The organism is Micromonospora sonneratiae (genome assembly GCF_042679305.1).
Taxonomy (GTDB): Bacteria; Actinomycetota; Actinomycetes; order Mycobacteriales; family Micromonosporaceae; genus Micromonospora_H; species Micromonospora_H sonneratiae.
The window spans coordinates 171064-191680 of sequence record NZ_JBHTMP010000004.1; the positions used below are offsets into that span (position 1 = coordinate 171064).

Here is a 20617-nt window from a genome sequence, read left to right on the forward strand (position 1 = left end):
GATCGAGCCTCAGTTCGAGTTCGCGTCTTCGGTGTCGGTGTAGTTGCCGGCCATCACGTTGACCTTGTCGTTGATGTTGTCGGCGCTGTCCGCCAGATCGTGGATTGCGGTGATCACCTTGGGTGCCTCCCGGTTGTAGGCGGCACCGAACTGCTGCCCGATCTCGTCGTTACCCCATGGGTTGGGGCCGGCCTCGGCAGCGGCTGTGTCGAAGGCGATGACCGCGTTGCGTAGTCGCTTGGCCGGGTCTTCGAGTGTCCGACCGGCGTCGGCCAGCGCCTTCGGATCGACGGAGAGGAAAGGATTGGTCATCGGGACCTCCAAAGGGTGGGAGCCGGGGGATCGGCGACCTGGAAGGGAAGCGGAAACGGGAGGTACTGCTCGGGTCGGGGCGACCACCGGACCGGGTCACCCGGGTGTGGCTGCCACAGCCGGGTGACCTCGATATCGGCAAGACCTTGGGGCTCCGGCCGGCCCCGCCCGGCTTGCTCAACTCGACTTGCAGCTGATCTTCACCTGGGCAGCTCCGTGCCGGGTGTCGCCGGAGCCCCTGCCTCGGTTCAGCATCTTGATCGCGATCTTCCCGCCGCTCATGCCGAAGCTGCCGACCGAGACCCAGCGGCCCCGCGCCGCCGTCTGGTCGATGCTGAACCGGCCGGTCACGGTGTGGTTCTCGGCGCTCCGGATGACCTGGTAGTGGGTGGGCCTGCCCGCGACGTCCGCGGAGCGGCTGCCCTTGGGCACATACACGGCGATGCCGCACCGGCCCTGGAACACCGCACCGGTCTTGAACCACCACACGACGTACCTGTTGTCCCGGCTCGTGCTGCCCGACATCGGCACGACGCGGAACGTTCCCTTGCAGCCATCACCGCGGTAGCCACCCGGCTTCTTCGTGGTGCCGGAACCCTCGACGTAGTAGCCGCGATAGGACGTGTGCTGGCAGTCCTCGCCGCCGAGCGTGACGAAGGTCGCCGGTGGGGGCGGCGGTGCCTTCCGGGTCGTCTGGCCGCTGTCGTCGCCGGACCCGTTACCGCCGTCGGGCCGGGAGTTGCCGCCTCCGGAACTCCGGCCCGGGCTGGTCGGAGTCGGCGGCTTGGCGGTGACGGTTGGTGACGGCTCGGCTGGCAGTTCGGTGGGCGGAGCGTTCTCCACGATCGGCGGTTCGACCGGATCGTCCACCCCACCGGTGAAGTCCTCACTGGACAGCACCGTGCCGGGATCCGGCGAGGTGGCTGCCGCGTCGGCGAGGGCCGGGGGTGCCGGGGGCGGTGCGTCATGCTGGCCGGGGAGCGCGAAGGGCACGATCAGCAGCGCCAGCGCGACCGCGGATATCCCGATGATGCTTCCCCGTCTGCCGGACAACAGCCCCCGGGACCGTTGGGCCCCGGCATCCGCGGACTCGGGAGCGGTCGGCTCGACACTCGTCCGGCCGGGGAGCGCCGGTCCCGCACCGTCGCCGACCTCCATCGATCGGATGTCCGCTGTGGACACCTCGGGTACCACTGTCGCATCTGTGGCGTCACCGGACGCCGTATCGCTGGTGCCGTCGGGGGTGAGTAGTTGCGGCGCGACACCCAGAAGGCTGGCACACGAACGACTCACCGAGTTGACGAACCGCTTACTGGCCGCCGCCGGCACCACGACCCGCAGTCGTACCCTGGCCTCGTCCGGCAGCTCACGCAGCAGGCGGCTGATGGCCCGCCACGGCGGCCGGGTCTGGTCGCCCGCCACCCCGATGGTCACCGTGCACCGGTCCGCCACCAGCGGCAGGGTACGGATCCACGACCCGCCCTCGGTGCGTTCCACCTCGCGGATCCACAGTCCGGAGCGCACCACCTCGACCGCCCACCGGTGGTCCAGTGCCAGTACTCCGGCGGAAAGCACCGGCAGGCCCCGGATCGGGCCGGCCCAGTCCCGCAGTCGGGGCGCGGTGCGGTGCGGCTGACACTCCATTTCCTGTACGAACGGCGCCCAGGTCGGCTGCCCGTCGACGCCGATGGCGAAGACACGGAGTTCACCACCGGCCCGGGACACCGGGACGCCGGCGCGTAGCCGGACCGGTCGTCGCAGGTTGGCCGCGACCAGTTCCCCCAGTTCACCGTCGGTCACCGGCGGATGGCCGTACGGGGTGATCACGACCCGGTCGTGCCAGGCAGCCGGCACGATGGACATGGCCCGGCGTAGCTCTGCCGGTCGGAGCGGTCGGTCGCCCGGCCGGGCCACCAGCACGGTCGGCGCGTCGACATCGACGGGAATGTCGAGCGCAAGATCGTCCGGGTCAACCGGGCCGGGACGCCGTATCCATAGCCCGGCGGGAATCTCCTCGATGACCACGTCGTCGAAGCCGCCGATGGGGGCGTCGGCCAGCGCCTCCTGCCAGTCGGGTACGGGAAACCGGCGACCCAGGGGCGTCGGCTGCTCGTCGGTGCGGAACCGGACCCAGCCGGTACCGGTGGCGACATACCACGTGCCGTCGGGCAGCGACCGAAGCTCACCAGCGGTGGCGACGACCTCGGCGCCGAGCCGGTCGGCCAGCAGTTGTGCCGCCGGTTGGCTGATGCCGCCGGCGCAGATCCGTAGCGAACGGCACTCCCTCGGCACGATCGGTCCGAGCAGGTCGGCCAGTGTCCGGACCAGGTCGTCGGTCACCGGTCCCAGCGCCTCGTCCAGCAGTACGGCCAGCCGCCCCGGTTCGCTCCGAACGGTCCGGGCCAGGGCGGTGGCGAGCGCCGCGCTGCTGTCGTCGGCGCGGACCACCAGCGCGACGCCGACCCGGTCGGCCCGAAGCTCGACCCCGTTTGGGCCCGGGATTCCGGCCGGTCCCGTCATCGTCATGATGCCCCCTCGTCTACTGGTTCTCCTTCGTCCAGAGGTTCGTACGAACTGCCGTTCTCGGTTCAACGTCGCGTCGGGCAGTATTGGCGGATGGACATCCGGGTTGGTCGCTCGATGCGGGGCGCGGGCAGACGTAGTTCGTGGATGGCGGCGGGCCTGGCGCTGGCGGTCCTCGCGGCCAGCGCATGTTCGGGGGCCCCGTCCCGGCCCCGGTCCGACGCCGGCCCGGAGACCGTCGTGCTGGCCTCCCGACAGACCACCGACGAGGCCGCGAAGACCCTGGCCAGCCTGCGCAGAGTCGATGATCTGCCGTTGTACGAGATGACGTACAGCGGGGACTACGACGCGCTGGTCAACCTCACCTCGACGCCGACACCGTCGCCGTTCGGGTGCTCGCTCTTCATCGCCTCGGGAGACCGGGATCGGCCGCTCTTCGGCCGGAACTTCGACTGGGATCCCAACCCCGGTCTCGTACTGCACACCGATCCGCCGGACGGATATGCCTCGATCTCCATCGTGGACATGGCCTACCTGGGGATCGGTGCCGACCCGACCGGCGACCGGCGACTACTCAACGCGCCGCTGTTGCCGTTCGACGGGATGAACGAGCGGGGCCTGGTGGTGGGGCTGGCCGCCGACGACTCCGGCAGCCTCACCCCGGACCCGAACAAGCCCACCGTGGGCAGCGTACGGGTGCTGCGACTGGTGCTCGACGAAGCGGCCACGGTGGACGAGGCACTGGCCGTCTTCGGCCGCTACAACCTGGACTTCGACGACGGCCCGCCCCTGCACTACCTGATCGCCGACGCGACCGGTGCCTCGGCGGTGGTGGAGTTCGTCGATGGTCGGATGCGGGTGCTCCCCGGTGAACGGTCCTGGCAGGTCCTGACCAACATCCGGCTGGCCGATGTGGACGAGGCGCAGCGGAACCGGGACCGGCGCTACGAAACGGCCTCGACGGCGCTGGGCCGGGCCGGCGGTAGGGTCGACTCGCGGGCGGCGATGGACATCCTGCGGGCGGTCGCCCAGTCACACACCCGCTGGTCGGTCACCTACGAACTGCGTACCGGTGAGGTGCGGGTGGTGACCGGGCAGCGTTGGGAGACGGTGCACGAGTACCGGCTCCGGATGTCCAACTGAGCCTGCGCCGTCGGGCGGAGTCGCCGGCCGCCGCTACGGCGAGCCGGCCGGCTGCGCGGCCCGGCGGGCCTGCTCCCGGAGCTGCATCGCGTGCTGGAGCAGGGTGATGAGTACCTCCTTGCTCGACTGCCGGTCCCGGGCGTCGCAGAACACCAGGGGTACGTCCGCTTCCAGGTTGAGCGCCAGCCGAACCTCGTCGATCTGGTAGGTACGTGCGCCGTCGAAGCAGTTGACCGCGACGATGAACGGGGTGCCCTGCCGCTCGAAGTAGTCGATCGACGGGAAGCAGTCGGCCAGTCGCCGGGTGTCGGCCAGTACGACCGCGCCGAGCGCACCGAGCGCCAGCTCGTCCCAGACGAACCAGAACCGGTCCTGTCCGGGCGTGCCGAACAGGTAGAGCACCAGGTCGTCGCCGATGCTGATCCGGCCGAAGTCCATTGCCACCGTGGTGGTGGACTTCGACTCCACCCCGGAGAGATTGTCGATTCCGACACCCTGTTCGGAGAGCAGCTCCTCCGTACGCAGCGGGCTGGTCTCGCTGACCGCGGCGACCATGGTGGTCTTGCCGACGCCGAAACCACCGGCTATGAGGATCTTGATTGCGGTGGGGACGGGCGGCGTCCCGACCGGGCCCTCAGAGTGCTCGTAGTCCATTGATTACTGCCTCGAATACGCTGTCGTCGGGAAGTGCGGTCGTCGGCCGGGGGTCGCGTACCCGGACGAGGTGTCGGTCCAGCAGATCGCCGAGGAGGACCCGGACGGTGCCCAGCGGCAGGTTCAGGTGCGCCGCTACCTCGGCGACGGACAGCGCCCGCTGGCAGAGGCCGACGATGGCGTGGTGCTCCGGTCCCAGACCAACCTCGTGCGAGGACGCGGTCCGGGTGGCCATCACCAGGGAAATGAGGTCGAAGTTTCCGCTGACCGGTTTGGTCCGTCCACGCGTCATCGCGTACGGGCGGACAACCGGACCGGCATGGTCATCGACCCAGCGTTCGTGCTTGGGATCATCGGGGAGGGACATGGCGGGGCCGGGGCTACTGTTCGTCAGACGGCTGACCGCTGCTGCGTGCCGGTGACCCCAGGTACTTGCCAGCACGGGTGACGAGCATGGCCATCTCGTAGGCGATGAGACCGACGTCAGCGTCCTCCGAGGCCAGTACGGCCAGGCAGGCGCCGTGGCCGGCGGCGGTGACGAACAGGAACGAGGTCTTCATCTCGATGATGGTCTGCTGGACCGGTCCGCCGCCGAACCGTTTGCCGGCACCTCGGGCCAGGCTCTGGATGCCCGCAGCCATTGCTGCCAGGTGTTCGGCGTCGTCTCGGCTCATTCCCTGGGAGGATGCCACGAGGAGCCCGTCCACGGACAGGACGATCGCTCGTTCGGCCTGTTTGACCCGGCCGACCAGGTCGTCCAGCAACCAGGTCAGGTCGCTCGAAGCTGTCTTCTGCACCACTCGTTGTCCTCTTTCTTCCGGGGGCGTGGTCGCGGCAGGCGAACCCGCTAGTCGGTTACCGGTCGAGCCCCGGACGTGGGCCCGTTCTCCGTGACCGGGGCTGACGCGACATCGGTCTCCTCGTCCTGCAGGCGAGCGGCGGCCGAGCGACCTCGAAGGGTGCCGGTCTGGTAGGAGCTCATCATCTGGCGGATCTTCTCGGGTGGCCGGGGCGCGTCCGTATCGGTCGTCGGCTCATCCGCGGGCGTTTCGGTCTGGCGCAACGGGGCCGCGAGGTTGGCCTGGCGTACCCGTAGCGGCAGGCCGGACGGCGTCTGGGCGGTGTCGGGCGGCGGAGGGCCGGCATCGGGTGTGGCCGCAGTGCGCTGCCTCGGGCCCGGGTGCGGGCCCGGGGTCGGTCGGGTCCCGGTCGGTCGTGGCTGGGCCGCCGGCCCGGACCCGCTGACCGGACCGGTCACCAACGGAAGTTCGGTGGTCTGGGCGACGTCGTTGCCGCCGGCGGCGACCGTTGCCGGCAACCGTCCTCCCGGCCGGCTGCCGGGGTCGGTGGGCCAACTGCCCGAGGGCTCCTCGGTCACCAGCGACATCGGGAGGAGGACCACGGCCGTCGTCCCGCCGTACGAGGACTCCTTCAACATCGCCCGGATGCCGTGCCGCTCGGTGAGCCGGCTGACCACGAACAGCCCGAGCCGGGCCGCGTTGGCCAGGTTGAACTCCTGCTGGCTGGCGATCTGCTCGTTGGCGGCGGCGAGGTCCTCCTCGCTCATCCCGAGACCCTGGTCCTCGATCTCGATGGCGTAGCCGTTGGCCACCATCTGGCCCCGGACCTCGACCGTCGTGTGCGGTGGGGAGAAGGAGAGCGCGTTCTCGATCAGTTCCGCGATCAGGTGGATGACGTCACTGACTGCTCGTCCGGCCAAGCCCACGTTGCCGAAGGGCAGCACGGTGACCCGGGTGTAGTCCTCCACCTCGGCTGTCGCGCCACGTACGACGTCGATCATCGGCACGTTACGCCGCCAGGCCCGCCCCGGAGTCGACCCGGAGAGCACGATCAGGTTCTCGGCGTTACGTCGCATCCGGGTGGCCAGGTGGTCGATCCGGAACAGGTCCTCCAACTCCTCGGCGTCGGTCTCCCGCCGTTCCATCGCGTCCAGCAGGGTGAGCTGCCGATGGACGAGCGCCTGGGTGCGCCGGGCGAGGCTGAGGAAGACGTCGCGTACGTTCCGGCGCAGCTCGGCCTGCTCCACCGCGGTCCGGATGGCGGTTTCCTGTACGGCGTTGAACGCCTGGCCGACCTGGCCGATCTCGTCGGTGCCGAAGGACAGCGGAGGTGCTTCGGTGGCCACGTCCACCTTTTCGCCCCGTCCGAGCCGGGCCACCACTCCGGGCAGCTGCTCGTCAGCCAGCCGCCACGCGGCATCGCGGAGGCGTTGTAGCTGGGACACCAGGGCGCGTGCCGTGGTGACCGACACGACGATCGAGGCGATGACCGCCAGCAGCCCGAGCCCGGCGGCCAGCACGAGTCGGATGATGACCCAGACCGCCACCGGTGCTGCGCGCTCGACCAGCGCGTCGCCGCCGACCCGTACCAGGGTCTGCAACTCGGTGAGGACCTTGTCGGCGGTGGCATTCCAGTCGGTGGCCTCGACCGGGGGTTTCGAGCCAGGCTGCCCGCTCTGGATGATCCGGTCTTCCATGGTGACGAGTTGGCGGAACGCGTCGGACTCGACCAGCTGCCGATAGTGCTCCTGCTCCGTCTGGGGGAGGCGGCTCACGGCGTTGGTCGACAGGAACCGTTGCGCACCGACGAGCTGGGCGAACTGGGCCAGTTCGGCGGAGCTGATCCGGCCGGCGGCGAGCGCGCCGGCCAGCAGCGTGTCCTCCTGCGCCATCAGCTCACGTGCCTGATAAAGCTCGATGAAGAGGGCTGCGTCGGCGGCGATGTTGTCGTCGTCCAGCTCACCGATCGCGTCGTAGACACGGAACATCGATTCGGTGACGTCGTTAAAGACTTTCGCCGCCTGTGCCCGGTCCAGGCCGCGGTCGTCGACGGTCTTCCGGGTTGCCGGGAGCGTTTCCAGGCGCGTGATCAGCTCGCTAATCCGTCGGGTCAGCGTTGCACTGTTCGCGAGTTTGGTCTGCCAGCTCTGTGCCGATTGCTGAAACTCTCTCGCCACCTTATCGGTGCGTTCACGTTGCAGATTCAGCGCTTCCAGTCGCTGGGCGTTGGGGCTGCCGAGGTAGGTCACCGACATTCGGCGTTCGACCTGCAACTCCAGCAGTAGCGGCTGACTGGGCTGGCTGATCTTGGTGCTGTACGTTCCGGTCCAGAGAAGATTCAAACCGTCCCGCAGCGTGACCCACGCGGCGAAGGCCCAGAGTGCGGCCAACGAAACCAGTAGGGCTACAACTTTGGTACGCAGATTCGTACTGCGGGAACCCATTACACCGTCCCTGGCCGGGCTTTAAGCAACTTGTCAATAGGGCCTGCGCTCGGCTGTCGCCGGTCGCCGCGATGTGATGACCGAGTTGAGCGCGTGGACACGAGGGCACGCTAGCAGTGTCCGAAGAGTCCCTCAACTCTGCCTGATCAACCGATGTCGTTATGCAAGTGTGGACATTTTTGTTTCCAGTAGATCAGGCCTGGCCCGAGCCATATGGAGTGCCGCGAGTACGGCACAACGGGCGATCCGGGTGGGCAGATAGAGATCCTTGTCATGCCACAGTGGAGGGTCGTCCTGCTGCCCGGCGGCTGCCAGTAGATAGGAGTGTCCCCGGGACACGGCCGGACCGAGACCGGCCACCGGTGCCCGGGTGCCCAGTAGCGTCTGTAGCGCGTACGCGGTCTCCTCCACAGTGCCCGCCCACCGTCCCCACGAGCCGTCGCTCCGTTGGCTGGCCAGGACCCACTCGACCGCCCGGTCCACCGCGTCGACCACTCCGGGCCCGGTGCCGAACTCGTCCAGCGCCAGGACGGTGCAGGCGGTCGCGTAGTACGGCGAGGCGTGCCACCGGTCGATCCAGGAGCCGTCGGGCTCCTGACGGTCCCGCAGACTCGCCGACACCCGGGCCACTGCGGCGCGGTAGCGCGGTGCCACCTCGGTGCTGGTGGTCAGATACTGCCCCAGAGCCTCGAGGACGTGAGCGTTGGTGGTGATCGAGAAACCATCCTCGCCCGGCCAGGTGCAGAAGCCCGGCCCGGTCTCGTACGTCCACAGGCAGTCCGGATCGACCGGCTGACCGAGCCGGGCGAGTGCGTACAGCGCGACCGCGGTGGTGTCCGCGTCGGCGGGCAGCCCCGGACCGGTGGGGGTGCCCGCCGGGCCCAGGGTCGTGGCCAGGCTCCGCAGCAGCGGCGGCGTGATCGCCACCGGGATGCCGGCACGGGCCAGTCCGCCCAGCACCCAGCCGCGTTCGAAGATCGTGATCGGGGTGGCGCAGGGGACCGGACCACCCTGACGGCGGGCGGCGGCATCGAGATAGTTCATCGCGGCACCGACCGCTGGATCCGTGCCCGGCTCACCGACCCAGGCGGCGGTGGCCGCAGGCGACGCGCCGATCATTCCGCCGGGCAGTGGCCGTACGTTGGGTGCGCGTCGGGCGACGTCACCGACGACCTCGAAGGCGTGCAGCAACTTCTCCGGCACCGCCGCGCCGGTCGCGACCCGGCCGCGTACCGCGTCGAGCCGGGCGCGGGTCATGCCCCGGGGGAGGGCCAGTTGGGCCGCGCCCCGCCACAGGTCGAGCCCGGGCACGGGGGCGTCCCGGACCCGACGGAGCCGCTCGTTGATCGACATGGTCAACGCCGGGATGATGAGGTCCGCCGCCGGAGTGTCCGGAATGGACAGCGCGGGCGTCGCCAGCCAGCCGAAGAGTCTCCGCAGGCCACGGTCTGCCGCAGCGGCCAACTCCGCCGGCCGGGTTTCGTACCGGCCCGTAGGGTCGCGACGGCTCAGTGCCGCGAGGAGCGCCTCCGTCGCGCTCAACGTCGGCACCAGCCCGTAGCCGTCCGGTGCTCCCCAGCCGCCGTCCGGGCGTTGCATGGCCAGCAGGTACGCCACCCGCTCGGAATGTCCGGTGAGCCAGGGGGCCAGCGCCACCAGCCGACCGGTCTCGTACACCGATGGCGAGGTCCGCCCCGACGGGTCGAGCGTCATCGAGGTGAGCAGGTCGCCGGCGAGGGCGACGGGGTCACCGTCGGCGGCCGGAGCCTCCAGCGGGGTCCACACGGTCGGATTGCCGGTCACAAGCTGCCCCAGAAGTCGCCAGTCTGATAGAAACCGCTGCTGAAACCGATCTGCCGGCTCAGGTACGCGACCTCCTGCGGGAAGTCGTGCTCCAGCCGGTGAAGCTGCTGGCGACACCCGTCGACCAGTACCGTCACGCGCCGGGTCACCTCGTCCCGGTCGTCCATCAGCAGCAGGGCGTTCAGATCACCCCACCGGACCTCACGCTCGTACGTGGCCAGATCGTTGACCAGGCGCAGCACGCGCTGCACCGCGTGGCTGGCGGCGATCAGGCCGGCGAGCCCGTCGACCGGGAGCGTCGGGCAGGTCGAGATCCAGTGCGACACGTTGACGAACGTGGCGCCCACGCTGTCCGCGTTGTCGAGGTACGCCTCGAACGTCGGTAGCGCATCGTGGTCGTCACGGGCCCGGGCCGCCGCCCAGTGCCATTCCCGGGCCATGGCCGTCAGCATCCGCCGCAGCTCCGTACGCCACAGCTCCCGTGCGGTGGGGAAGAAAGGTGTTCCGGCCAGGTCGTCGCGTACCTCGGCCAGGAAGAGCGCGAGCTGGTCACCGGGGTCCGGCGTGCCGCCGTCGGCAACGGACAGGCAGGCCGCGACGATTCCGTCGACCGTCTCCGCAGCCTGGGCGAGATAGTCGATCTGCCAGTCGAGTGCGAAGACCCAGAGCCCGACCCGGTTGGCGATCCGGAGGTCCTGCGCGGTGTGTTCCGGTGCGAACACGGCGGTGGCCAGCGTGAGCGTGCTGAACAGCGCGGGGTCGAACGGTCTGGCAGGGAACAGCTCCGGGTACGCCTCGGCGCACCGACGCAGATCCCGCTGGCCCGCCGTGGCCAACGCCACCATGCGTCCCTGCTCCGTCGCGGCCGAAAGGGTCCGGTTGATGGTGGTGGTACGCGACGCATGGATGGTGTCGCTCATGCCGCCGCCGGGCGCTTGACCGGCAGGAGGGTCATCTCGACCCGGTCCCGGACCCGCAGCGACGCGGCGACCTTCGGCACCGGGATGCCCGGCGCCCGCAGGCGGAACCGGAACCGGCTCAGTAGGGTCGCCACGATGATCTGTGCCTCCAGGGAGAACAGGTGTGCACCGATGCACTGGTGCGGGCCGCCGCCGAAGGGGTAGTAGGAGTAGCGGTGCGCCCGCTTCGGCTGGTCGGGCGCGAACCGCTCCGGGTCGAAGACCTCGGGGCGGTCCCAGAACGCGGCCATCCGCTGGGTGACGTACGGGCTGAGGATCACCGTCGCCCCCGGCTTGAGGGGGACCCCGCCCAGGACGTCCGCGGCCATCACCCTTCTCGGCAGTAGCCAGCCCGGGGGGAACATCCGGAGCAGTTCGTCCAGCACCATCCTGGTGTAGCGCAGCTCCGGCAGGTGCGAGCGGTCGACCGGCGCTGCCCCGACCACGGTCTCGATCTCGTCGTACAGCCGGTCGGCGATCTCCGGGTGCTGGTCCAGGATCGGCCACAGCCAGGTCAGTACGGCGTAGGTGGTCTCGGTGGTCACCGCGAACATGGCGACGACGTCGTCGCGCATCCGCTGTTCGTCGAGCTCGTGGCCGTCCTCGGTGCGGGCCCGGCCAAGGGTGGCGACCACGTCGTCGCTGTCGCTGGGCCGGCGGCGGGCCTCCCGGACCACCGGGAGCAGCAACTCGTCGATGGTGTGTAGCGCATCGCGGAAGGCGCGGTCGCCCGGCATCGGTACGAAGTCCGGCATGAAGGGTACGAGGAACCGGGACTTGGCGGAGGTCACCAGGGTGTCCTGGGCGGACACGAGTCGTAGCGCGTCCGGCACGGAGATCTTGTCGGCGAAGAAGACCCGGGTGACGGCGTGGCAGACGATGCGGGACAACTCGGCGGCGATGTCGATCGGTTGACCGGTTCGCGCGGCTTCGTCGAGTTCGTCGACGGCGTCGCTGACGGCCGAGGCCATCTCCTCGATCAGCGGGTCGATGCGCTTCGGGGTGAACAGTGGCTGCATGATGCGACGGCTGGTCACCCAGCCGGGGCCTTCGGAGAGGATGCCGTCCCCGGCGGCCCGGCGGACCGACCGCCACAGCATGCTGTTTCCGTCCCGGGTGTAGTTGCCGACGTTGTCGCGCATGATGTGCTGCACGTGCGCGGGGTGGGTGACCAGGTACGGACGGAACAGACCCAGGTCCAGCCGGAGCAGGGCGCCGCCGGCCTGGTTGCCGAGATCGATCAGGGTCTGGTGCGGGTCGCGTGCCAGGCGGGGGAGCAACCGATGCGGCGGCGGGGACTTCGCTTCGCCGAGTTCCGAAGTGCCTGCGGGCTTCGCCTCAGCGTCGGGCACCGTGACCATGTCTCCTCTTCGCTCAGTCCTCTGTGTCAAGGCGTGAGCCGTTCGCCACGGCTCGACCAGCCCGTAGCAGATCAGACGCTCGGGGTAGCGATCCTGGGCGAGCATGCCACCATCCGACGGGTAGCGCTAGATCAAGGAGCGTGGAATCTCATCCGAACGGCCTGGATCATCGGACGAGTGGCCGGCCGGTGGACCAGCGATTTCGGACGTGTTACGACCCGTCGGTGTACAGGCGGTGAGGAGATCGTGTCGTGCCGGGGCTGCCGCCGCCGTACCGTCGACCGCGCTTTGATCAGGTAGCGGATCACGTACGACGGGCGAGCGTGCGGCTCCGCCGATACGATGTCGAACTGATGCTCCATCCACGGAGAGTTACGATCCTATGTGGCATGAGTTGTCGGTGGTCCCGTCGACGGGAGGCCCGGGATCCTTCCGTACCCGTCCTGTGGAGGTCGCCCGCTGCCGCGTCGGGGCGACCGGCTGTGGTGGAGCCGGGTGAAGTGCCGACCGTGCGATCGCTGGCCGCTTCGCCGACGCCGGGTCGCGGAGCCGAACCGGTGCGAATCCGGTACGGGAATCGGAGTCGAGCCGGTGGTGAAGCCGCGATCGAGATCGGAGAAGACCGGGTGATCCGTGTCGTACTCGTCGAGGAGATGGGACTGCTACGCGGAGCGCTCCGCGCGGTGCTGTCGAATGAGGCCGACCTGGAGGTCGTCGCGGACCTGCCGGGGCGGACCGGGCTGGTCGGCGTCCTGCGGGACCTGCGGCCCGACGTCCTGGTGATCGACGTTGACCTGTCCGGAACCGACGCGATGTCGGTGATCCGGCGGTTCGGGGCGAAGGTTCCCGGCTGTGCGGTGCTGGCGCTGAGCACCCGACGAAGACCGGAGGTGCTGCGGGAGGCGCTGCGGGTGGGCGTACGGGGGTTCGTCGGCAAGGACCTGCCACCCGCGGAACTGGCCCGGCTGGTACGGACCGTGGCGACCGGAGAGCTGGTGGTCGACCCGGTTGCGGCGGTTGCCGCGCTGACCCCGTCGGAGGGCCCGTTGACCGGGCGCGAGCGGGAGGTGCTGCGAGCCGTGGCCGAGGGGCTGCCGTTGAAGGAGATCGCCGGTCGGCTCCATCTGGCCCACGGCACGGTGCGCAACCATCTGTCGACGATCCTCCGCAAGACGGGTACCCGTAACCGGCTGGAGGCCGTCCGGCATGCCCAGCGCGCCGGATGGTTCTAGCGTTTCGGCGGGCATCACGGGATCGCTGCTGGGCCGGGTCGCGCTTGCCGGGCGGCCGGCAGCACCCCATGTTTAAATGTTGACGCATGGTGATGTTCCCGTTACGAAGTCGCTGGGGGGACCGTGATCCGGACTCTGCTTGCGCTCGACGGTGCGCTGGTACGGGGAGCGCTGGCGTTCGTGCTGGGCACGCAGGACGACATCGACGTGGTGGCGGAACTTGACCGGTCCGAACAGATCGGCCCGGCGATGTGGTCCCAACGGCCGGACGTCGCCATTGTGGACCTGGATCTCTACGGCGCCGGCCGCCCACCCGAACGGCAGGCGCCGCCCGGTCACCGGTGCCCGGTCCTGGTGCTGGCCGACCCGCGCCGGTCGCATGCGCTTCGTGAGGCTCTACGCGCGCCCGGCCGTACCGTCGGCTTCCTCGGTCACCACGTCGCTCCGCAGCGGGTGGTCGACGCCGTACGCCGGCTCTTCCGGGGCGAACTGGTCGTCGATGCCGAACTGGTCGCCGCCGCCCTGACCAGGAGGAACCCGTTGACCGGCCGGGAGGTGGAGGTCCTCACCGTAGCGGCGGAAGGCTGCCCGGTGGTGGAGATCGCCGCCAAGCTCGCCCTATCTCCCGGGACGGTACGCAACCACCTGTCCCGGATCGCCGGCAAGGCGGGTGCGCGTACCCGGATCGAGGCGGTGCGGATCGCTCGCGACGCGGGTTGGATCTGACCGGACGACCGGTCCGGTCTGCCAGTGTCCGACCAGGTCACGATAGGTCGCCGAGCGGTCCAGCAGATCCTCGTGGGTACCCAGTGCCGGTCGGCCACCGTCGATGACCAGCACCCGCTGGGCCCGCAACGCCGAACTGATCCGGTGAGCGACGACGACGAGGGTGCCGGACCGGGCGGCGAAGGCCGATTCCACCGTCGCTTCGGCCGCCGGATCCAGGTGACACGTCGCCTCGTCCAGGATCGCCAGTGGCGCGGGGGACAGGTACGCCCGTACCACCGAGATGAGTTGGCGTTGGCCAGCGGAGAGATTGGATGGATCCACCGGTGCCGTCGGCCCGCCCAGACGGTCCACCAGGGGGCGTAGCCCCAGCACGTCGATGGCGAATCCGATGGCGGCCTCGTCGACGGACGGGCACAGGTAGCGCAGGTTGTCGACGAGCCGACCGGAGAAGACGTACGCCTCCTGGGGGATCAGCACCCGCCGCCGGGGCAGGGTGGGATCTCCGGTCACCGGTGCCCCGGCGAGGCGTACCGTTCCGTGCTGCGGGTGCAGCAGCCCGGCCAGCACGGCGGCCAGCGTCGACTTGCCGGCTCCGCTGGGGCCGACCACGGCCAGATGGTCTCCGTGCGACAGCGTCAGGTCCAGGTCGTCGAGGACCGGGCGGGCGTGGGGACCGTAGCGGAAGGTGACCGACCGCAGCTCGACCGCCCAGGCGGGGCGGGAGGTGACCGCAGTCCGGGTGGTGACGGTCGCCGGAGCGCTGCGGCCGGTGGGCCTGTCGTGGGTGGGCTCGTCGTGGGTGGGCCTGTCGTGGGTGGGCCCGTCGTCGGTGGGCGGCGTCGAGGCGCGCAGGACCCGGTCTAGGGTCACCACGAACCGTAGTCCGCCGCCGGCGATTCCGCGTACCAGGGTGTGCAGTGCCGGCTGCAGGCCGGTGCAGACGTACAACAGCGCACCGAGGACTGCGCCGGCGGTGAGTCCCTGCCGCACCAGCCAGGGGGCCGCCAGGAGCAGGAGCCCCAACGGCAGCCAGCCGCCCAGCGACAGGGTCAGGCTACGCAGGGCGGCCATCCGGGCCAACGCCCGCTCGGCGTCGGCCTGTCCGTCGATGTGCCCACCGACCCCGCTGGCGACCCGTTCCTGCCCACCGCAGGCCACCACGTCCCGGTGCCCGGTCAGCGCGTTGCTGGCCGACTCGCCCAACCGCTCGTCGGCCCGTACGTAGGCCCGATGGTGGGCCACCATGGCCGGCAGGGTGGCGGCGAACAGGGCCAACGCGGCGACCAGCGGCGCTACGACCAACACGGTCACGACCGGGGCCAGGGCGAGCAGGCCCAACAGCGCCGAACCGGCGGCGAAGAGGAACCCGCGTACCACCATGACCAGGCCGGCGAAGGTGTCACGAACGATCTCCACCTGATGCGTGAGCCGGGCCACGGCAGCGGTGTCGGGGCGGGCCCCGGAACTCGTGGAGCGGTCCAGCGCCCCGCCGACCACCCGGCGGACCAGTTCGTCGCGGAACGGCTCCACGACGTCACCGAGGCAGGCGTACGCCCGGCCCGCACCCACCGCCCCGAACCCGACCGCGACGGCCAGCAGACCGAGCCAGGCCAGCCCGGTGGCAGGTCGACCGGCGAGGAATCCGTCGTCCAGCGCCCGGGCGGTCGCGTAGCCGATGAGCAGCGCGGGTAGCGCCTCCACCACCGACCACACCGCCAGCCGGCCGAGGGAACCACCCGCGTCACGCAACGCCCCGATGGTCACCCGCCGGACACTGGTCGAATTCATGGCTGCCCCTGCCCGGTCGGCGGACCTGGCCGATCCGGCGTTGCCGGAACCCGGGCGGTCTCCGCGGGCGGCAGGAAGATGGCCCGGTAGGCCGGATCCGCCCACAGGTCGCGATGGTGTCCGGATGCCCGAAGCCGCCCGGAGTCCAGCCAGGCCACCAGGTCGGCCGCTGCTGCGGTCGCCGCGCGGTGCGTCACGATCAACCGGGTACGACCGTCGAGGTGCGCGGTCACCGCCTGCGCCATCCGGTGCTCGGTGACGGTGTCCACGCTGGAGGTCGCGTCGTCGAGGATCAGCAGGCGTCGGGCGGACAACGCCCGGGCCAGGCCCAGCCGTTGGGCCTGACCGCCGGACATCGGCACGTCGGCCGTCCGGGTCCGGTAGCCGTGTGGCAGGCGTTCGACGAAGTCGTCGATGGCGGCGGCGCCGGTGGCGCGACGCAGGTCGGCGGGGGACCACCCGGTGCCCGGGGACCGGGTGCCGTCGCCGAGGCGAAGCACGTCGGCGATGGTGTCACCAACCAGGACCGGCCGTTCGAATCCGTAGCCGATCGCGTCACGCAGTGCCGCCCGGCTCAGCCGGGGCAGCGCGACACCGTCGAGCAGCACCGTACCGGCATCCGGATCGCGCAACCGCCCAGCCACGGCCGCCAGGGTCGACTTGCCGGCCCCGGACCGGCCCACCACGGCCAGGGTCGTGCCACCGGGAACACACAGGTCGACCCGGTCCAGGACGGGACGGTCGCCGTCGCCGAGTACGGTCACGCCGTGCAGCGTCAGGGTGCCGTCGCCACCGGACAGGGTCTCCCGGCCGTGGGGTTGGGCCGGTTCGCCGAGTAGCTGCTGCACCCGTCGTGCTCCGGCACGGGTACGTACCAGCCGGTTGAGCGTCGCGACGACGGCACCGAGGCCGGCGCCGAGCGCGGCGTACTGGACGGCTGCGAAGAGCTGACCGGGGGTGAGCCAGCCGGCCGACACCGACCATCCGCCGACCGCGACGATCGACAGTTGGGACAGTGGTGCCACCGAGGCGTTCCGGGTGGTCGCCCGGGCCAGGGTCGACCAGGTCCGCTGGCCGTGTCGACGTAGCTGCGGCAGAGGGTCCAGCACCCGCTCGACCTCCTGGCGTACGGTGCCGGCGGCGGCGATGGTCCGGGTGCCGCCCAGTGCCTCCAGCAGCCGACCGGCGATCACGCCCTGGGTCTGCTGATAGCCGGCTACGGCGGCGGAGGCGTCGACGACGAACGCCCGCATGAGCACCGCCAACAGCACCAGCCCGAGGAGGAAGGTGACTCCCAGCCACGGTTCCAGCAGCGTCAACGCGACGACGCTGCCCACCGGGGGAAGGAGGGCGATGAGTCCGAAGACGACCGTGACGCCGGCCTGTCCGGCGTCGGCGGCCGGCCCGACGATGCGGGTGACCAGGTCGCCGACCGGATAGCGGGCGGCGGTACGGGGATCGAGCATCAGCAGGTGCCGTACCAGGTGGTGCCGTAGCCGGGCGACGGCGCGTGCGGTGCTGTAGCCGCCGGCGAGGTCACCGAGGGTGTCGGTGGCCATGATCAGGAGCAGTAGGCCGCCGGCCAGGGCCAGCCACCCGGCACCGCTGTCACCGAGCGCGGCGTCCACCGCGAGGCCGAGTACGGCGGGCAGGGTCAGTTCGGCTGCCGCCCCGACGAGGGCGGTGGCGGCGAGGGTCGTGGTCCACCCCCCGCCGTAGCGGATGACCTGGCGTAGCAGCCGGTCACCATCTGCGGGCACGTCCATCCTGCCCTCCGGTTGCGAGTTGGTGCCCGGGGTGGGACCAACCCACCCCGGGCACCCGTACGTGACCTGCTCAGTTGCAGGTCACCAGGGAAAGCGAGCTGTCACCGCAGAGCAGCAGGCTCGCCCGGCTGCCGTCGCCACCCCGGTCGGCAGCGGCCAGCTCCAGGCCCTGAAGGTCCAGAAGCGCCATGTCGTGTCACCTCCTTCTCGATGTCGTCACGGTCCGCCCCCGCGTGCTGCGAGGGGGCCTGTTCACCCCCGCCTCGGCGGGGGGAGCTTGGTGGCGCCGGTCAACGGCGTGAGGAACGGCAGGCTCACCGGTTCGTCGTGCAGTGCCATACCGACGGCCAGCAGGACACCCGCCGTACCGGTGGCGAGATCCATCGACAGGCGCAGCAACTGTTCGCCCGGGAAGGCGAGGTGCCCCTGGTACGGCATCGCATGCCAGGCCAGGTGGCGGATCTGGCGGGCGAGTTCCGGCTGGTCCACGGCCCGGTCCGGTTGGTCGACGGGCTGTGCGTCCGCCTGCCGTACCCGGGTGGCCAGGTACGCGATGATGCCGGCGCGTCCGGCGAACAGTCCGGTCTGCGCGTAGAACGGCGACCGGGCGGCGCGCCGGATGGCGGCGCTGGCGGTGCGGAACTCCTCGTCCGGCCGGTGGGCGAGGTACTGGTCGAGGACCGTACCGATGCCGACGCTGCCATCGGCCAGATACGGCATGGTGCGCCAGCCCTCGTTCACCTCGAGTGCACCGTCCGGGCGGAGCACACAGCGGCGCAGGTCCCGGCGTAGCGCGGTGGCGGCGTGTGCCAGCAGCTCGGATTCACCGGTCAGTTCGTGGAGGCGCAGGAACATCAGGGCCGCCCCGGTGTGGCCCCTGGCCAGCCCGGCGTACGGCTGACGTCCGCCACTGACCATGGTGCCCTCGTCACCGGATTCCCGATCGTCGTGTCGTTGCCCGCCGACCTGATCAGCGACCCGGGCCGCCAGCTGCCAGGCGGTCTCCAGCAGACCGGCCTCCCCGGTACGCCCGGCCAACTCGGCGAGGTTGAGCGCCATTCCGGACAGGCCGCCGACCAGGTCCGGCCCGAGGTCCTGCCAGGGCTCACGCAGACAGACGTCGAGCACGTCGAGAGCGTCCTGCCGCCGGCCCAGACCCTCCAGTGCGTAGGCCACACCGTGCAGCCCGTCGTAGAAACCGCAGCCCGTGCCGGACGGCGGGTCGAGTGCCCGTTTGACCAGCCACGCCTCGTGATCGGGGTACCGCCCGGCACCGGTGACGGCGAGGGCGTGGAGCACTCCCGCCGCCCCGTGGGCCAGGTTGAGCCCACCGCTGCGGAACTGTTCGATGTCGCCGGGAAAGAGCCGGTCGTCACGGTGCGGGGTGGCGCTGGACGTGATCGCAGCAGCCAGCCGGGTGCGCAACCGGTGCCAGCCGTCGAGGTCCGGGGTGAGTTCCGCCGCCGAGGGGACGGTGGTCGTCGGGGTCGTCGCGGTTGACGTGGTCGTCGGGGTCGTCGTGGTTGACGTGGTCGTCGATCGGCCGTGCGTACCTACGATCTCGGTGACCGCCCGGTCGAGAAGGTCCCGGGGAACCGGGAAGGTCGCGGCGATCACCTCGGCCAGGTGGGCGGCCTTCTCCGGTGCCAGCCGGACCAGTTGGGTCAGCGGCAGGAACAGGGCCAGCCGCAGGCAGGCCAGCGCGTACCGGTCGGCGGCGAACCCGGTCCGGTCGCGTGGCGCGGCGAATCCCTGGTTGCGTAGCCCCGGACGGCCACCCTCACCGACCGGAGCGGCGACCTCGAAGTCGACGAGGGTGATGCTGTCGTCCGGCCGGACCATGACGTTGAACAGATGCAGGTCGCCGTAGACGATGCCCTGTGCGTGGATCGCGTCGACCGCCCGTTCGACCTCACGATGGACGCGCAGCGCCCAGGCCGTGTACGCGGCGAGGTCGGCGGCGGTCGCGTCGGCGTCGATCAGCGGATAGCGCTCGACGAGCACCTTGTTGAGCGGGCGGCCCTCGACGAACTCGATCGCCAGGAAGCGGTGGTCGCCGAGGGTGAACTCGTCGTGCACCCGGGGCACCTGCGGGACGTCGACCAACCTGCGGAGCATCTCGGCTTCCCGGGCCAGTCGGCGCGTCGCGTCGGTGCCGGCGGCGTCCAGCCCGGCATACGGACGGGCCTCCTTGAGGACCACGGTGGTGTCGGTACGGGTGTCCCGACCGACGTACAGTCCACCACCGTTGGAGAAGTGGATCACCCGTTCGATCCGGTACGGCAGGTCCGTGGTGGTGGTCGCGTTGCGGGCCGCGACGTGCGGGGCGAGGAACTCCGGCAGCGTCACCCAGTCCGGGAGGTGGAAGACCGGGTCCCGCCGGTCGGGCACGAGCGTGCCGGTCGGGTCGGCGATGGCGGGTACGAGCCGACCGTCGTCGGACAGGCAGTACCGGGCCGCGAACCCGCCGTACCGGACGTAGACGGGCCCGGTGCCGTAGCGCAGGTCGCTGAGGATGTACGGGCCGGCTTCACCGTCGAGCAGTTCGGCCAACTGTCTGCAGACCAGTTCGAGTTCGGCCTCGTCCCGGGGGTAGATGGTGATGAACTTGCCACTGGATCCGCGCCGGGCGTACTTGGCGTTGCGTAGCAGGAGCATCCGGGGCCCGCGGAGGAACTTGAAGGCGAGGCCGCGCTCGACGCAGTAGTCCCAGACCGTGTCCAGTACCCGCTCGGCGTTGTCCAGGCCGGCCGAGACGTGGATCTTCCAGCCCTGCTGGGGCAGGGTGCCGTCGTCGTGGCCGCAGATCAGCCAGTCGCTGCTCGGTTCGCACCGCCAGCCGGCGGGCAGCGGCCGGGTGGTGGCGGGGAACCCGGCCGCCGGTGCGGCGGTGCTGGTGAGCGAGTCGTAGAACAGCGGATCGACCGCACAGTACGCGTCGTAGCGCTCATCCATCGCTGCGGCTCCTCGGGCGGACCTGGGACCTCGGTGGTCTTCGATGGATCCGAGTCTGGCGGTCGTGGCGGAGCCGGCTCTAGTGCGTTGTGTCATCGTCGGTGGTGGGTGTCGCACGCCTACCTATGACAAATGTCAGGCCGCCGGT

Annotated in this window: 16 protein-coding genes; 3 read left to right on the top strand and 13 right to left on the bottom strand. The window is 70.5% G+C overall.

Annotation, left to right across the window (positions count from 1 at the left end; all coding sequences use genetic code 11):
• Positions 1–9: 9 nt before the first annotated feature.
• Entirely contained in the window at positions 10–312 is a 303-nt protein-coding gene (locus tag ACFQ4H_RS04590; RefSeq protein WP_377567287.1) for a PE domain-containing protein, read from the bottom strand.
• 177 nt (positions 313–489) lie between these two features.
• Positions 490–2838, bottom strand: coding sequence for a hypothetical protein (locus ACFQ4H_RS04595; RefSeq protein ID WP_377567289.1), 2349 nt, complete (start codon positions 2836–2838; stop codon positions 490–492).
• A 90-nt stretch (positions 2839–2928) separates the two neighbouring features.
• Between ACFQ4H_RS04595 and ACFQ4H_RS04600 the strand changes: the two genes are divergently transcribed.
• Complete coding sequence (locus tag ACFQ4H_RS04600; RefSeq protein WP_377567291.1) at positions 2929–3978, top strand: linear amide C-N hydrolase; 1050 nt, start codon at positions 2929–2931, stop codon at positions 3976–3978.
• A gap of 33 nt (positions 3979–4011) precedes the next feature.
• Here the strand turns inward: ACFQ4H_RS04600 and ACFQ4H_RS04605 are convergent, their stop codons facing one another.
• The 7 genes from ACFQ4H_RS04605 to ACFQ4H_RS04635 form a co-directional block, all read right to left on the bottom strand.
• The gene (locus tag ACFQ4H_RS04605) at positions 4012–4632 is read right to left on the bottom strand and encodes a GTP-binding protein (protein ID WP_377567293.1); all 621 of its coding nucleotides are present in this window, start codon (positions 4630–4632) and stop codon (positions 4012–4014) included.
• Positions 4613–4999, bottom strand: a complete 387-nt coding sequence (locus ACFQ4H_RS04610; protein WP_377567295.1) for a DUF742 domain-containing protein — start codon at positions 4997–4999, stop codon at positions 4613–4615. The genes ACFQ4H_RS04605 and ACFQ4H_RS04610 overlap by 20 nt, the downstream gene beginning before the upstream one ends.
• Before the next feature lie 13 nt (positions 5000–5012).
• Positions 5013–5432 (bottom strand): roadblock/LC7 domain-containing protein, encoded by a 420-nt coding sequence (locus tag ACFQ4H_RS04615; RefSeq protein ID WP_377567297.1) that lies wholly within the window; start codon positions 5430–5432, stop codon positions 5013–5015.
• Positions 5433–5479: 47 nt separating this feature from the next.
• Complete coding sequence (locus ACFQ4H_RS04620; RefSeq protein WP_377567299.1) at positions 5480–7876, bottom strand: sensor histidine kinase; 2397 nt, start codon at positions 7874–7876, stop codon at positions 5480–5482.
• A gap of 159 nt (positions 7877–8035) precedes the next feature.
• Positions 8036–9679: a prenyltransferase/squalene oxidase repeat-containing protein gene (locus tag ACFQ4H_RS04625; protein ID WP_377567301.1), complete on the bottom strand. Its 1644-nt coding sequence runs from the start codon at positions 9677–9679 to the stop codon at positions 8036–8038.
• On the bottom strand, positions 9676–10599 hold the full coding sequence (locus ACFQ4H_RS04630) for a terpene synthase family protein (RefSeq protein WP_377567303.1): 924 nt from the start codon (positions 10597–10599) through the stop codon (positions 9676–9678). The genes ACFQ4H_RS04625 and ACFQ4H_RS04630 overlap by 4 nt, the downstream gene beginning before the upstream one ends.
• Positions 10596–11990: a cytochrome P450 gene (locus ACFQ4H_RS04635; RefSeq protein WP_377567305.1), complete on the bottom strand. Its 1395-nt coding sequence runs from the start codon at positions 11988–11990 to the stop codon at positions 10596–10598. Before ACFQ4H_RS04635 ends, ACFQ4H_RS04630 begins: the two co-directional genes overlap by 4 nt.
• Positions 11991–12625: 635 nt before the next feature.
• Here ACFQ4H_RS04635 and ACFQ4H_RS04640 point away from each other — a divergent pair.
• Together ACFQ4H_RS04640 and ACFQ4H_RS04645 are read left to right on the top strand one after the other, a co-directional pair.
• The gene (locus ACFQ4H_RS04640; protein WP_377567307.1) at positions 12626–13231 is read left to right on the top strand and encodes a response regulator transcription factor; all 606 of its coding nucleotides are present in this window, start codon (positions 12626–12628) and stop codon (positions 13229–13231) included.
• 123 nt (positions 13232–13354) lie between these two features.
• A complete protein-coding gene (locus ACFQ4H_RS04645; RefSeq protein WP_377567309.1) occupies positions 13355–13957 on the top strand; it encodes a response regulator transcription factor in 603 nt (200 codons plus the stop codon).
• On the opposite strand, the gene ACFQ4H_RS04650 is transcribed toward ACFQ4H_RS04645, so the two are convergent.
• The 4 genes from ACFQ4H_RS04650 to lanKC form a co-directional block, all read right to left on the bottom strand.
• Positions 13850–15748 (bottom strand): ATP-binding cassette domain-containing protein, encoded by a 1899-nt coding sequence (locus ACFQ4H_RS04650; protein WP_377567311.1) that lies wholly within the window; start codon positions 15746–15748, stop codon positions 13850–13852. The two genes, ACFQ4H_RS04645 and ACFQ4H_RS04650, sit on opposite strands and share 108 nt — an antisense overlap.
• Positions 15745–17514, bottom strand: a complete 1770-nt coding sequence (locus ACFQ4H_RS04655; RefSeq protein ID WP_377567313.1) for an ABC transporter ATP-binding protein — start codon at positions 17512–17514, stop codon at positions 15745–15747. Before ACFQ4H_RS04655 ends, ACFQ4H_RS04650 begins: the two co-directional genes overlap by 4 nt.
• A 70-nt stretch (positions 17515–17584) precedes the next feature.
• The gene (locus ACFQ4H_RS04660; RefSeq protein ID WP_377567315.1) at positions 17585–17704 is read right to left on the bottom strand and encodes a SapB/AmfS family lanthipeptide; all 120 of its coding nucleotides are present in this window, start codon (positions 17702–17704) and stop codon (positions 17585–17587) included.
• Positions 17705–17766: 62 nt separating this feature from the next.
• Positions 17767–20469, bottom strand: coding sequence for a class III lanthionine synthetase LanKC (gene lanKC / locus ACFQ4H_RS04665; RefSeq protein ID WP_377567317.1), 2703 nt, complete (start codon positions 20467–20469; stop codon positions 17767–17769).
• Between the last annotated feature and the right edge of the window lie 148 nt (positions 20470–20617).

Bases quoted from the DNA above. Each gene is read 5' to 3' on its own strand.
- ACFQ4H_RS04590 (WP_377567287.1), bottom strand. From the start codon at position 312: ATGACCAATCCTTTCCTCTCCGTCGATCCGAAGGCGCTGGCCGACGCC.
- ACFQ4H_RS04595 (WP_377567289.1), bottom strand. From the start codon at position 2,838: ATGACGATGACGGGACCGGCCGGAATCCCGGGCCCAAACGGGGTCGAG.
- ACFQ4H_RS04600 (WP_377567291.1), top strand. From the start codon at position 2,929: ATGGACATCCGGGTTGGTCGCTCGATGCGGGGCGCGGGCAGACGTAGT.
- ACFQ4H_RS04605 (WP_377567293.1), bottom strand. From the start codon at position 4,632: ATGGACTACGAGCACTCTGAGGGCCCGGTCGGGACGCCGCCCGTCCCC.
- ACFQ4H_RS04610 (WP_377567295.1), bottom strand. From the start codon at position 4,999: ATGTCCCTCCCCGATGATCCCAAGCACGAACGCTGGGTCGATGACCAT.
- ACFQ4H_RS04620 (WP_377567299.1), bottom strand. From the start codon at position 7,876: ATGGGTTCCCGCAGTACGAATCTGCGTACCAAAGTTGTAGCCCTACTG.
- ACFQ4H_RS04630 (WP_377567303.1), bottom strand. From the start codon at position 10,599: ATGAGCGACACCATCCATGCGTCGCGTACCACCACCATCAACCGGACC.
- ACFQ4H_RS04650 (WP_377567311.1), bottom strand. From the start codon at position 15,748: ATGAATTCGACCAGTGTCCGGCGGGTGACCATCGGGGCGTTGCGTGAC.
- ACFQ4H_RS04655 (WP_377567313.1), bottom strand. From the start codon at position 17,514: ATGGACGTGCCCGCAGATGGTGACCGGCTGCTACGCCAGGTCATCCGC.
- ACFQ4H_RS04660 (WP_377567315.1), bottom strand. From the start codon at position 17,704: ATGGCGCTTCTGGACCTTCAGGGCCTGGAGCTGGCCGCTGCCGACCGG.
- lanKC (WP_377567317.1), bottom strand. From the start codon at position 20,469: ATGGATGAGCGCTACGACGCGTACTGTGCGGTCGATCCGCTGTTCTAC.